At 57.5% G+C, this 12,362-nt stretch carries 12 protein-coding genes; 1 reads left to right on the forward strand and 11 read right to left on the reverse strand.

Annotation, left to right across the window (positions count from 1 at the left end):
- Positions 1-10 precede the first annotated feature (10 nt).
- The 11 genes from AC07VR_RS12445 to AC07VR_RS12495 all read right to left on the reverse strand — a co-directional run bounded on the left by AC07VR_RS12445 (position 11) and on the right by AC07VR_RS12495 (position 10,806).
- Positions 11-970, reverse strand: coding sequence for a 5-oxoprolinase subunit C family protein (locus AC07VR_RS12445; protein WP_495011375.1), 960 nt, complete (start codon positions 968-970; stop codon positions 11-13).
- Positions 967-1,635, reverse strand: a complete 669-nt coding sequence (gene pxpB / locus AC07VR_RS12450) for a 5-oxoprolinase subunit PxpB (RefSeq protein ID WP_495011376.1) — start codon at positions 1,633-1,635, stop codon at positions 967-969. The genes AC07VR_RS12445 and pxpB overlap by 4 nt, the downstream gene beginning before the upstream one ends.
- A gap of 10 nt (positions 1,636-1,645) precedes the next feature.
- Entirely contained in the window at positions 1,646-2,422 is a 777-nt protein-coding gene (locus tag AC07VR_RS12455) for an SDR family NAD(P)-dependent oxidoreductase (protein WP_495011377.1), read from the reverse strand.
- A gap of 114 nt (positions 2,423-2,536) precedes the next feature.
- A complete protein-coding gene (locus AC07VR_RS12460; RefSeq protein ID WP_495011378.1) occupies positions 2,537-3,790 on the reverse strand; it encodes an NAD(P)/FAD-dependent oxidoreductase in 1,254 nt (417 codons plus the stop codon).
- Positions 3,783-4,697, reverse strand: coding sequence for a bifunctional Delta(1)-pyrroline-2-carboxylate/Delta(1)-piperideine-2-carboxylate reductase (gene lhpI / locus AC07VR_RS12465; RefSeq protein ID WP_495011379.1), 915 nt, complete (start codon positions 4,695-4,697; stop codon positions 3,783-3,785). Before lhpI ends, AC07VR_RS12460 begins: the two co-directional genes overlap by 8 nt.
- A 2-nt stretch (positions 4,698-4,699) precedes the next feature.
- Positions 4,700-5,416 carry an ABC transporter ATP-binding protein gene (locus AC07VR_RS12470; protein WP_495011380.1) on the reverse strand — a complete coding sequence of 239 codons (717 nt, stop codon included), beginning with the start codon at positions 5,414-5,416 and terminating at the stop codon, positions 4,700-4,702.
- Entirely contained in the window at positions 5,413-6,288 is an 876-nt protein-coding gene (locus AC07VR_RS12475) for an ABC transporter ATP-binding protein (protein WP_495011381.1), read from the reverse strand. Before AC07VR_RS12475 ends, AC07VR_RS12470 begins: the two co-directional genes overlap by 4 nt.
- On the reverse strand, positions 6,285-7,601 hold the full coding sequence (gene livM / locus AC07VR_RS12480; RefSeq protein ID WP_495011382.1) for a high-affinity branched-chain amino acid ABC transporter permease LivM: 1,317 nt from the start codon (positions 7,599-7,601) through the stop codon (positions 6,285-6,287). The genes AC07VR_RS12475 and livM overlap by 4 nt, the downstream gene beginning before the upstream one ends.
- Positions 7,602-7,603: 2 nt before the next feature.
- Positions 7,604-8,518, reverse strand: coding sequence for an ABC transporter permease subunit (locus tag AC07VR_RS12485; protein WP_495011383.1), 915 nt, complete (start codon positions 8,516-8,518; stop codon positions 7,604-7,606).
- A gap of 80 nt (positions 8,519-8,598) precedes the next feature.
- A complete protein-coding gene (locus AC07VR_RS12490) occupies positions 8,599-9,714 on the reverse strand; it encodes a branched-chain amino acid ABC transporter substrate-binding protein (RefSeq protein ID WP_495011384.1) in 1,116 nt (371 codons plus the stop codon).
- Between the two features lie 354 nt (positions 9,715-10,068).
- A complete protein-coding gene (locus AC07VR_RS12495; protein WP_495011385.1) occupies positions 10,069-10,806 on the reverse strand; it encodes a helix-turn-helix domain-containing protein in 738 nt (245 codons plus the stop codon).
- Between the two features lie 347 nt (positions 10,807-11,153).
- Here AC07VR_RS12495 and AC07VR_RS12500 point away from each other — a divergent pair, with 347 nt between their 5' ends.
- Positions 11,154-12,326, forward strand: coding sequence for an NAD(P)/FAD-dependent oxidoreductase (locus AC07VR_RS12500; RefSeq protein ID WP_495011386.1), 1,173 nt, complete (start codon positions 11,154-11,156; stop codon positions 12,324-12,326).
- Positions 12,327-12,362 lie beyond the last annotated feature (36 nt).

Genomic DNA, 12,362 nt, shown 5'->3' on the forward strand with positions numbered 1-12,362 from the left:
ATAAATAGCTTCAGGCTCGTGTTAATGAGCACTGCAAGGCCTGACGCAGCGCCATAAGTTCACAGTCTTGGTGTTCCTGCGCGGCCATGGCATCAGGGTGATCGACTTCGATAAAACGAAACGTCGAGCCGATGGGCGCCTGAGCCAATTTCCAGAGATCGGCATCGATCACATTGGCGATCTTCGGATAGCCGCCGCAGGTATTGGCATCAGCCAACTGAATGATCGGCTGACCGGACGGCGGAACCTGCACCGTACCCGGCAGGATCCCGTGGGATAACAACTCCAGTGGCCGTCGGGTTTTCAACTCCGGCCCGATCAAGCGCATGCCCATGCGATTGGCTTCCTGGCTCAGCGTCCAACCCTGCTGGAAAAACAGCGTCTTTGTCGGCTCGTCGAACTCATTGAACTCGGCCGCTGGCAGTACCCGGATCTCGATGGCTCGATCACGCTCGGGCAACGCCCATGACAGGGCGGCGCCCACACCGGCTTTCGGTTTGTATGTCTGGCTGCCCAATACCAAGCGATCGCCACGCATCAAGCCACGCCCTTCGAAACCACCGAAGCCGGTTTTCAGGTCGGTGGCTCGTGAGCCCATCACCAGCGGCACTTCGATGCCACCGGCGAACGACACATAACAGCGCGCGCCCCGCCGAGGTGGTTTGATCAGCAGCGTTTGCCCAGCCTTGCCGTCACAGGCCCACTGGGGAGGCAGCGGCTGTTCATCCAGCAGCGCCTCGCCATCGGCCCCGGTGATGGCAAAGCGGCAATCGCTGAGCAAGCGCAAACGGAAGGGAAACAACACGATCTCCAGGCCTGCAGCGTTCGCCTCGTTGCCCAATAATGCATTGCCCATGGCAAGGGCCAGGGTATCCATGGCGCCGGACTGACCGACTCCGATACTCAGATAGCCAGCACGCCCGGCATCCTGGACAGAGTTGAGTACACCGGTAGACAGGATTTCGATCATGATTCAACTCCGGCAATGCTGAAGCGAATGCGATCACCGGGTTGCAAGTACGACGGCGACGGTTGTTGTGCGTCGAACAGCTGCAAATCGGTGCGGCCGATCACATGCCAACCCGAAGGCGCCGAGCACGGCATGATGCCGGCCTGAGCGCCGCCGATGATCACTGAGCCTTGTTCCAGGCGCATGCGCGGCACCGCACGGCGCGGCGTCGCCAGACGCGGATCGAGCCCCGATAAATAAGGAAAGCCCGGCATGGCGCCGACACACGCAACCTGATAAACCGCCTCGCTGTGAAGCCGAATGAACTCGTCGACTTCAAGCTGCGCAAGCGCAGCGATCTGCACCAGATCATCACTGGCCTTGGTGCTGTAGATCACGGGAATGTCAATATCCCTGCCTGGAGACTCGTCAGCCGCAGCCTGCTCCCACAGCGCCATGAGCTGATCGGAGAGCTCCGCCGGAGACACTTGCCGAGGATCGTAGACCACCAACACATTGTTCATTCCCGGCACCCGTTCCTGCACACCGGGTATTTGCCCGACGGCCCGGGCGAGCGCCAGTACCCGGCGCTGCACGGGTTCGCTGAATCGCGGCCCGGCAGCATCGAGAAACAGCCCGCGGCTACCAGCGATACAGACTCTCGGCACCACATCGAGACTCGCCATGATCAATAATTCACTCGTTGACCGGAACGGTGTAATTGAGGATCAGGCGACCACCGTCCGGATAGATGGTCTGGCCGATGATGTAAGAAGCATCGTCACTGGCCAGGAAGGACGCGACGCTGGCGACTTCCGAGGCCTCGCCACAGCGCCCCATCGGGGTACGGGACAACACGGTGTGTCGCTGAGCCGGGCTGGACATCACCGAGTTGAGGACCAGATCGGTGGCGATAGTGCCGGGGCCAATTGCGTTGACACGAATACCGTGACGAACCAGACCTACCGCCATGACCGCCGTCAGCTGCTTGATACCACCCTTGGAAACGGCATAGGCCACCGAGTTGGGGATCGCCAGTTCAGCGTTGATCGACGACATGTTAATGATCGAGCCCTGTATGCCCATCTCGATCATTACGCGAGCCGCGGCCTGACCGATCAGGAACGGCGACTTGAGGTTAACGCGTTGTACACGGTCGAAAGCGTCTTCCGGGAAGTCGACAAAATCGGCGGTGTGGATGATCCCGGCATTGTTCACCACGATGTCCAGCGAACCGAAATGCTCGACCGCCTTGGCCACGATGTCCCTGGCCATGGCCGAGGAAATTTCACTCAAATCGGCGGCGTACCAGGTCGCGTTTTCGCCCAGGCGCTCAGCCTGAGCTCTGACTTTGTCGGCCTGCACGTCGACCAGCACCACCTTGGCACCATCGGCCAGGAAACGCTCGGCACAGGCGAGTCCCAAGCCTTGAGCGGCACCGGTGACCAACGCTACTTTGTTTGCATGCTTCATAAAAACTCCCGTTTACTCTGGAAAATTAACCAAGTCACTAAAGGTGACATGACAGGTTTTGGTATCAGCGAGGCAAGACCCTTCCAGGCTGACCTGGATCATCTGTTTTCAGGTTCAATACCGCGTTGGTCGGAACTCATCCGGCACCTCCCGAATGCCGAGAATGTGCTCACGCAACAGGGCTCCAGTCGTTGCTGCCAGGGTCAATCCGAGATGGCCGTGACCTGTAGCGAAATAGAGCTGACTGACTTTTGCTGACGGCCCGATCACCGGCACGGTTTCGGGGACCGAGGGGCGGTTGCCCATCCATTCGGTCATACCTTGTGTTTCGAGTGGACCAATCATCGCCTGAGCCTTTTCCAGCAACATTCGCGCACGACCGTAGTCCGGCGCTGCATCACGGCTGGCAAGCTCGACCGTGCCGGCGATCCGAAGTCCACCATTGGCCATGGGCAGGATGACGAAGCTCTCGGAGTGGTTCATGAGATAGCGCTTCAAAGGACGGCAGGCGTTAGGCAATGTCAGGTGGTAGCCGCGCTCGCTTTCCAACGGTAGTGTCTGATTCACCTGGGCAGAGAAGCGGTCGCTCCAGACACCACTGGCCACCACCACCAGACCGGCAGCAATGGAGTGCCCGCTCTGCAAGGTGACACCTGTTACGCGGCCAGCCTGCTGGCGTACGTCGTCGACCGCGGACTGCTCGAATCGACCACCTTCTTTAATGAACTGGTTGAACAATCCCAAGGTGAACAGATAGGGATCGTCTACGTGCGAAAAGTCTTTGATGGCAATGGCATGTTCCCAGGCGGGTAGCAGCTCCGGCACCAGGTCACGTGCCTTCCCTGGAGCACAGCGCTCCCAACGCACGCCCTGGTTGCCACGCAAGGCCCAGCCTGGTAAATCCGCCTCGAGCTCAGCTTGGCTGGCATAGACCATCAAGGCGCCATCGCGCCGCCAAAGCCTGGTTAATCCGCTGCGTTCAATCAGTGGCGTCAGGTCGTCAAGGGTTCGTCCCAGTAAATACCCGAGTTGCTGCGTCAACGACTCGACCCGGCTCGGGCGGCTGGCCAACAAAAAACGAGTCAACCAAGGTGTCAGCGTCGGCAAATAACGCCAGCGCACAGCCAGAGGCCCCGATGGATTACACAGCCAACCCGGCAACTTGCGAATGACGTTCGAATCAGCCAGCGGCAGAACCTCGCTGATGGCGATGGCACCTGCATTGCCTGAGGATGTGCCAGTTGCAGGTGGATTCTGGTCTAGAAGAAGAACCTCCAGACCTGCTAGGCGTAACTGGAGCGCGGTGGCGATGCCCACCACGCCGGCACCTATCACGACGGCATCGAAGTTGCTTCGACCTTCAACCACGTTCGGCCTCCAGGCTGCTGACAGCACAGCGCCCCGCGGCCAAATCCCACGCCGCGCAGCCGACACTCTTGAACAGCAAAGGTCTGGTTGGGTCAAAACGTCCGTCAATGGCGTCGGCAAGCGACGATACGCTCTGCCAATCAACGTTGGCCTGGATCAGGTCACCGGCTTCGTGGCGCCCACCCAGCAAGTCATCGACGAATACCTGACTATTGTTGACACAGTCGGGCGAGTACTCAGCCATCTGTGCGTTGAACGCCCCAACACCTATCAATAAGCGTCCTGGTCGCACCTTTTCTTCGTACACAGGACGCTTGCTGGACGTCACGGTGATGACGACCTGAACGTCATTCTGAACGCGACCCACCCGAGGCGAAATCTCCAGCGGCAGGTGACGATGCTGATCACAAAAAGCTTGAGTCTTGGCAGGCTCCCTTCCGTGCACATCAATACGGATGCCAGGAAACAAATCGGCCAAGGCCTCTAAATGCCCAGAGGCCTGCTTTCCTATACCGATCAACGCCAAGTACTTCACATCAGGTGCCATCGAGCGAATAGCTAGCATCGATACACAGGCTGTTCGCCTGGCCGTGACTGTTGCGCCATCCAGCAATAACAACGGCTCTCCCGTTACAGACGAATAGACTGCAACCAATCCATGGATCAGAGGCAACGCTTTACTGCCGTTGTTCGGTGCATAGGTCACAAGTTTATGAATGCCCACGTCATCGGCAGTAGCCGGCATCGAAAGCAGCAACGCATCGTCACGCAGTGGCAGCACCTGGCGCTCCGGACTGCTGATCAATCTCGCCGCGTATTCACGCGCGGCGGTTGCAATGCACTCACTCAACTTGGCGAACGGTAACAAGGCCGCTGTCTGCGCCTCAGACAAAATACTCAGACTCATGGTCAATGCCCCCCAAGATAGGCGTTGCGTACTTCTTCGTTGGCCAACAGATCCCGACCTGCGCCAGTGAGGCGGATCTCACCGTTGACCAACACATAAGCGCGATCCGAAAGCCTCAAGGCATGGTTGGCGTTTTGTTCCACAAGAAAAATCGTCATGCCGGTGCTCGCCAGATCCCGAAGGATCGAGAAAATCTGCTTCACCACGATCGGTGCCAACCCCAACGACGGTTCATCGAGCAACAGCAAAGAAGGACGACTCATCAACGCCCGGGCAATCGCGAGCATTTGCTGCTCACCGCCGGACATGGTCATGGCCCTCTGGTTTAGTCGCTCCTTGAGCCGTGGAAACAGCTCGAACATGCGCTGCATGTCCCCATCGGCGTACTGGTCGCCGATGGGGATGGTGCCCATCATCAGGTTCTCTTCGACGGTCATGTCCGGAAACACCCGGCGACCTTCAGGCGACTGGGCAATGCCATTGGAGGCGATGTAGTGGGATGACTTCTGGGTGATGTCGGTGCCGCGGTAGAAAATCTGTCCGGCGCTCGCCCGTGGCTGACCGAAGATCGACATCAGCAAGGTTGACTTGCCGGCGCCGTTGGAGCCGATCAAGCTGACGGTCTCGCCCTTGTTGATGTGCAGCGAGACCTTCTTCAGTGCCTGAATCGGACCGTAGTGCACATCGACGTCTTTCACTTCAAGAATCGGCGCGCTCATACCAGTTCCTCTTCTTCGGCACCCAGGTAGGCGGTAATCACTTTGGGATCGTTACGGATCTGCTCAGGCTTGCCGCAAGCAATCACGTTGCCGTGGTCGAGCACCACGATGTCATCGGAAATACTCATCACCATGCCCATGTCGTGCTCGATCAGCACCACCGTCATGCCGTGCTCGTCACGCAGCAAACGGATCATGCCGCTCAAGGCTTCGGTTTCCTGCGGGTTCAGACCCGCTGCCGGTTCGTCCAGGCAAATTATCTCGGGTCGTGTGCACATGGCCCGGGCAATTTCCAGGCGACGTTGCTGGCCATAGGAAAGCTCACCCGCCAAACGGTTGGCACAGTCCACGAGGTCGACCACTTCGAGCCAGTAGAACGCGGTGTTCAGTGCGTCTTCTTCAGCCTTGCGATAACCCCGGGTGTTGAGGATGCCCTGCAGTAGACTGCGATTGACCCCCATGTGCTGGGCCACCAGCAGGTTCTCGACCACCGACATTTCCTTGAACAGACGGATGTTCTGGAAGGTCCGCGCCAGGCCGGCACGGTTCACCAGATGAGTGCCACCGAACATCTTGTAATACAGGCGACTGGCGAAGCTTTTCGGCGATACAAAATCGGTCGGCAGAAACGGCTCGCCCAACAACTTGATCACGTTGGTCCGTGCGCCACCTGTGTTGAGTTCGATCTTCCCGCCGGAGGCCTTGTAGAACCCGGTCAGGCAATTGAATACGGTGGTCTTTCCGGCACCGTTAGGGCCGATCAGGGCAAAGATAGAATTACGTCGTATGGCCAGACTGACATCGCGCAAAGCTTTGATGCCGCCGAACTGCATCATCAGATTTTCCACCGACAGAATGACATCCCGGCTCATGGCGCCACTCCTTTGCGAGGTTGAACGCCGATGCGGCTGATACGAATCAGTCCCCGTGGTCGCCAAATCATCATCAGCACCATCAAGACACCGAACAGCAGCACCCGATACTCGGCAAAACTGCGCAGCAACTCAGGCGCAACGGTCAAGACAAAGGCCGCGATCACTACACCAACGGTCGAACCCATGCCGCCCAGTACCACAATGGCCAGAATCAAGGCTGACTCGAAAAAGGTGAACGATGACGGGTTGACGAAACCCTGATAGCTGGCGAAGAACACGCCCGCCAGACCCGCAGTAGAAGCGCCAATGGTGAACGCCGAAAGCTTGACCAACACATGGTTCAACCCCATGGCCCGACAGGCAATTTCATCCTCGCGCAAGGCTTCCCAGGCACGCCCCATTGGCATCCGGGTCAGCCGGTTCTTGATGTAAAGAACCCCAAGCACGACCAGAAACAGAACCGCATAGATGAAAATGAATTTCAGGTCGGGGTTGTAGTCTGTGCCAAGAAACTCATGAATCGGAATACCGCCTTCTTTAGCCTTACGCCCGAACTCCAGGCCCATGAAAGTGGGCGCAGGCACTGGTAGCCCATTCGGCCCGCCCGTAAAAGACAACCAGTTGTTCAAGATCAGTCGGATAATTTCGCCGAAACCTAGTGTCACGATCGCAAGATAGTCACCGTGCATTCGTAGCACCGGGAACCCGAGCAGACACCCGGCTAATCCGGCGGCGATGGCAGCAAGCGGCAGCGCTGACCAGAACCCCAGACCCAAGTATTGGTAACCCAGCGCCAGCCCGTAGGCACCAATGGCGTAGAAGCCCACATAACCGAGATCGAGCAATCCTGCCAAGCCCACCACGATGTTCAGACCCAGGCCCAACAACACGTAGATCAAGCCAAGTATCACCACCGTCATCAGGTACTTGTTGGCGAACACCGGGAACACAATAGCGATGACGATTAAGGCAGGAATTATCCAAACCAGCCGGGATTTGTAATCCGGCGCAAGTACATGGACACCGCCGTCGCCGCCCTTGAACCGAGCAATGAGCGCGGCTCCACTGGCGGTCTGGGTAAATAGACTGAGCGCCAGGCGACCCACCATCACGATGGCCGTCATCCATGCCACTCGCGTGGGATGCCAATTGAAACTGTATCCATCGAGCACGACGCCGACGACAGGGCCGAAGACGATCAGCGCCAGTAGACCGGCCACCACCGCCTCGACCAGACTTTTCTTGATATCCAGCGCCTTGGAGACAGGCGTAGAAGCATCCAGGGTTTTGTTCAAGGTCACGGAAGACATGCTTACACCTTTGTCACGTGTGGACGGCCGAGCAGGCCTTGCGGACGGAAGATCAAAATCAGCACCAACAGCGAGAAGCTGAAGACATCCTTGAAATCGCTATTGACCATGCCGGCGAACTGCGACTCAGCCACGCCCAGAATCAATCCGCCCAGCATCGCCCCGGGAAGTGAGCCGATGCCTCCAAGGACCGCTGCGGTAAAAGCTTTGATGCCAATGATGAAGCCGGCATAGAAGTCGAACGTCCCATAGTTCATGGTGATCAGAACGCCCGCCAATGCCGCCATGGCCGCGCCGATGATGAATACGCTGGAGATGATCCGGTCGGTATTGATCCCCAGGATCGAGGCCATCTTGCGATCCTGCTGAACCGCTCGGCACATGCGCCCCAGGGTGGTGTACTTGATCAGATAAGTGAGCGCGGCCATGCCAACGAAGGCGGCGGCCAGAATGAAGACCTTGGTGTAGGTCAACTGCACAAAGCCGCTGCCGACCGTAAATTTCAGCGAGCCTTCGAGCAGCGTAGGTACACCCTGCTGGCGTGCGCCCTGGCTGATCTGAATGTAGTTCTGAAGGATCAGCGACATGCCGATGGCACTGATCAGAGGAGCCAGGCGCGTCGAATTGCGAAGTGGCTTATAGGCAATACGTTCGATCACCAGGCCGTACACGCCGGTCACGATGATGGTGAAGATCAGGGTGCCCAGTATCAGGAAAGGAAACGACTCGACGCCGAAGAACGACAACACGGCCAGACCGATCGCTGCCAGATAGGCAGAAACCATGTACACCTCGCCGTGGGCGAAGTTGATCATGCCAATGATGCCGTAGACCATGGTGTAACCGATTGCGATCAGCCCGTACACCGAGCCGAGCGTCAACCCGTTCACCATCTGCTGTAGAAAGATGCCATCCACGATAGGAATTCCGTCTGAGAATCAAGAAGCCGTACCTTGCCCCGGACCCGCGAAGGGCCCGGGACAGCTTGAAGGACTGTTCAGAGTTGCTTGTACTTGCCGTCCGAGCCCCACTGGTACATCACGTAATCGGAGACCTTGAGGTCGCCTTTACTGTCCCACTGCTTGATCCCCATCGCCGTCGGGACGGGGTGACTCTTGAGCCACTGGGCTGCTTTTTCGCCGTCAGTCCCCTTGGTCGCACTGAAGGCCGCCGCTAGCGCCTGCACCGAGGTGTAGGCATACAGGGTGTAACCCTCCGGCTCGTAACCACTGGCGCGGAATTTATCGATGACCGCCTTGCCTGCAGAGTTGTTGCGTGGGTCTGCACCGAAGGTCATCAACACGCCGTTGGTGTACTGAGCACCGCCGGCAGCGCTGACCAGCTCATCCGTCACGATGCCGTCTCCGGAAATGAACTTGGCTGTCACGCCCTGCTCACGCAGCTGACGTACCAACGGGCCAGCCTCTGGATGCAAGCCGCCGAAGTAGACGACGTCGGCATTGAGCGAGCGGATCTTGGTCACCAGCGCGTTGAAATCTTTTTCGCCGCGGGTCAGCCCCTCATAGAGCACCTCCTTGACCCCCTTCTTGTTCAACTCAAGCTTGGTGGCGTCTGTCAGCCCCTGACCGTAGGTGTCCTTATCGTGTATGAGCACAACCCTCTTGGCTTTGAGCACATCAGCGATGTAGTCGCCCGCAACGATTCCTTGCTGGTCATCGCGACCGCAGTTACGAAATACAGTGGCAAGGCCGCGTTCAGTGACCTGAGGATTAGTGGCAGCTGGACTGATGGTGATAACGCCGGCATCGGCATAAATTTCGTTGGTCGGAATGACCGAGGAAGAGCAGAAATGCCCGACAACCGCAGAAACCTTTTCGGACTCGATCAGGCGATTGGCCACGGCGACCGCCTGCTTGGGATCACAGGCGTCATCTCCTTTGACCAAGCGGATCTTTTCCCCGTTAATGCCACCTGCCGAATTAATTGCCTCTGCCGCAGCAGAAGCCCCTCTCCACACCTGATCGCCATAGGCGGCATAAGTACCCGTCAGAGGGCCCGCCACACCGATCACTACATCTGCACGCACTCCCCCACTGACCAACGTCGCCGCCAGGGTTGCACTCACCAAAAAGGTATTCGCCTTACCACTCATATCGCTCGCTCCACGGTAGAACAGCTGTAAAACAATCCATCGATACATTCCGTAATATGCACAGCAGAACATCATCGACGAATTGCCAAGGGGTCAGCAGTAAAGTCGTTGACTAGTGCCTTCTTCAGACAAAAACCAACATAAATGGCCAGTTAGTATTGGAGTTTAATCACGATGCCAGCCCTTGCATCGAGGTCCATTCTGACGACAGCAGCCACGTCTGGCTTGAATCGCTTGAGCTTATATTTTGCGGTTTTTTGCACATATGACTTTGCGGAGAGCAAAAAAAACCGCCCGAGCTCAAGAGCTGGACGGTGTAGTTAACGAGGCAGGAGCGTGACGTGAACGCCTTGCTCAGAGAGAGCGACTGCTGGTCCGATATTGCTGAGGTGTGTAGTGAGTAGCCGCTTTAAACTGGCGAGAAAATGCGCTGTGATCCGCGTATCCGCAATCAGTGGCGATATCGGTAATGCTGGTCTCGGTCTCTTCAAGCAACTGGCAAGCCTTGTCGATCCGTATCCGGATAAGCATTTGTTTGGGGGTCAGATGGAAGATTTCCTTGGTCAAACGCTCAAGGGTATCCACTGACAGATTCACACTCTCCGCCACCTCTGAGATCAGCAGCTTCTGATCGTTTTCCAACTCCAGAATGCGAATAAACTCTAGCAAGCGCTTGTAGCTGGAGTTCTTCTCATCGGGACGAGGCAAAATTCGCGAGACGCCGACCAAACCATAAAGGCCGGTTCGATGGTCCAGCATGCGAAACTTCGAACTCAGGCACCACTGCTTCTTGCCGTCGGCGGAGAAGTACAGCCGCAACGCATCGATAATCTTTTTACCGCTTTGAATTACGCTCAAATCCTGGGCCAGGGTATTGTGCCCGGTACCCGGAAACAGCTCGTCGGCCGTCGTTCCGATGACCCGACTCTTGCTGCGCATGCCGCTTTGCTCAACGATGGCCTGGTTCACCATGACATAGCGCGCCTGGTTATCCTTGACGAAGAACATCACATCCGGCAGGCGATCGAAAATCTGCTCCAATAGCGGAAGGTTATCCTCAACACCACGCAGCAACTCTTCACAACCGAACATGACACACCTCGTATTGACCCAAAGCCGCCGAACCCCTGTCCAGCCAAATCGTTAAGGCGAAGGGTGCCTCAGCGCATGACGCTGTGCAAGCCCCCGAAAAACAGCTTGTCAAAAAATCATGCACAGTCCTGGTTAAAATGGAGCCTTGCGCACCATCTCGGATCGATACAGGCACAATGGTCTATGACGCATCAGCTGTTTTCAGCGTAACGCTGAGCCCACCCTACTCATCGATCCTAACGCAAAATAACTGTGCATAAATCCGCATTAATCTCCGTATTACTTACAAGCCACCGGAGCGGTTCTCGACCACACTGAAGTCAGGTTGACACTCAAGAGAACTCTCCATGACTCAGCAATCAGCGTCGGTGGTCATTATCGGCGGCGCCATCATTGGCAGTTTCGTTGCGTACTCCCTTCGCCGCGAAGGCTTCAAGGGCTCGATCAAGGTCATCGAACGCGATAGCACCTATCAGTTTTCCTCGACAGCCTTGTCGGCATCGTCGATCCGTACTCAATTCGGTTGCTCCTTCAACATCGGCATGAGCCTGTACAGCGCCAGTGTGTTCAAGAACATCCGACAGTGGTTTGGTGAAGATGCCGATATCGGATTCGAGGAGCGGGGCTATCTGATGCTGGGCTCCCCCGAGGGTGCCGAAATGCAGCGAGCCAATGCGCTCATGCAGCGCAAGCATGGTGCCCGCGTCGATATTCTGAGCCCGGAACAGACCCTGCAGCGCTTCCCTTGGCTGAACGTGGACGATCTGGGGATCGCCACCTATGGCGCGGCCAATGAAGGCTGGTTCGACGCCTGGGCCTTGCTGCAGCTGGTGCGTCGCGAGTCTCGCAAGCTCGGAGTGGACTACGTACAAGCCCAGGCCAGTGGCCTGACTTGCACCAACGGCAAAGTCACTGCCGTGCGTCTGGATGACGGTAGCAGCCTGCCCTGCGACTGGTGCGTCAACGCCGCGGGGCCGGCCAGCGGCAAAGTTGCCCGCTGGCTGGATATCGCACTGCCGGTAGAGCCCCGCAAACGCACGGTGTTCCATATCAAGGCACCGGTGCCGACCGAAAGCTTCCCGATGCTGTTCGACAACTCGGGCGCCTGGATACGTCCCGAAGGCGATGGTTTCATTGCCGGTATCGCTCCGCTGGACCATCTGGACCCGAACGCCGACGGCGATTTCGAGCCAGCCCACGAACTGCTTGAAGACGTGCTCTGGCCGCTATTGGCTCACCGCATCCCCGCGCTGGAGCAAATGCGGCTGCAACGCAGTTGGGCCGGTCATTACGAAATGAACCTGCTCGACCACAATGGCGTGATCGGCGCCCACCATGAGATTGACAACTTTCTCTTCGCCACCGGTTTTTCCGGACATGGCGTCATGCATTCGCCCGCCACAGGTCGTGCAATTGCCGAACTGATCACTCACGGCCGGTACCAGACTCTGGACCTGTCGCCGCTGGGTTTTGAGCGTATCCGCGACAATCGGCCGATCGTTGAATCGGTGGTCTACTGAAATGCCGCGACAGGCCAGTCTTGCCGTCGCTTTATC

This window comes from Pseudomonas sp. GW821-FHT02H09, from assembly GCF_059421425.1.

What these genes read in the sequence shown, in the direction of transcription:
- AC07VR_RS12445 (WP_495011375.1), bottom strand. Translation starts at nt 970, where the DNA reads ATGATCGAAATCCTGTCTACCGGTGTACTCAACTCTGTCCAGGATGCC.
- pxpB (WP_495011376.1), bottom strand. Translation starts at nt 1,635, where the DNA reads ATGGCGAGTCTCGATGTGGTGCCGAGAGTCTGTATCGCTGGTAGCCGC.
- AC07VR_RS12455 (WP_495011377.1), bottom strand. Translation starts at nt 2,422, where the DNA reads ATGAAGCATGCAAACAAAGTAGCGTTGGTCACCGGTGCCGCTCAAGGC.
- lhpI (WP_495011379.1), bottom strand. Translation starts at nt 4,697, where the DNA reads ATGAGTCTGAGTATTTTGTCTGAGGCGCAGACAGCGGCCTTGTTACCG.
- AC07VR_RS12470 (WP_495011380.1), bottom strand. Translation starts at nt 5,416, where the DNA reads ATGAGCGCGCCGATTCTTGAAGTGAAAGACGTCGATGTGCACTACGGT.
- AC07VR_RS12475 (WP_495011381.1), bottom strand. Translation starts at nt 6,288, where the DNA reads ATGAGCCGGGATGTCATTCTGTCGGTGGAAAATCTGATGATGCAGTTC.
- livM (WP_495011382.1), bottom strand. Translation starts at nt 7,601, where the DNA reads ATGTCTTCCGTGACCTTGAACAAAACCCTGGATGCTTCTACGCCTGTC.
- AC07VR_RS12490 (WP_495011384.1), bottom strand. Translation starts at nt 9,714, where the DNA reads ATGAGTGGTAAGGCGAATACCTTTTTGGTGAGTGCAACCCTGGCGGCG.
- AC07VR_RS12495 (WP_495011385.1), bottom strand. Translation starts at nt 10,806, where the DNA reads ATGTTCGGTTGTGAAGAGTTGCTGCGTGGTGTTGAGGATAACCTTCCG.
- AC07VR_RS12500 (WP_495011386.1), top strand. Translation starts at nt 11,154, where the DNA reads ATGACTCAGCAATCAGCGTCGGTGGTCATTATCGGCGGCGCCATCATT.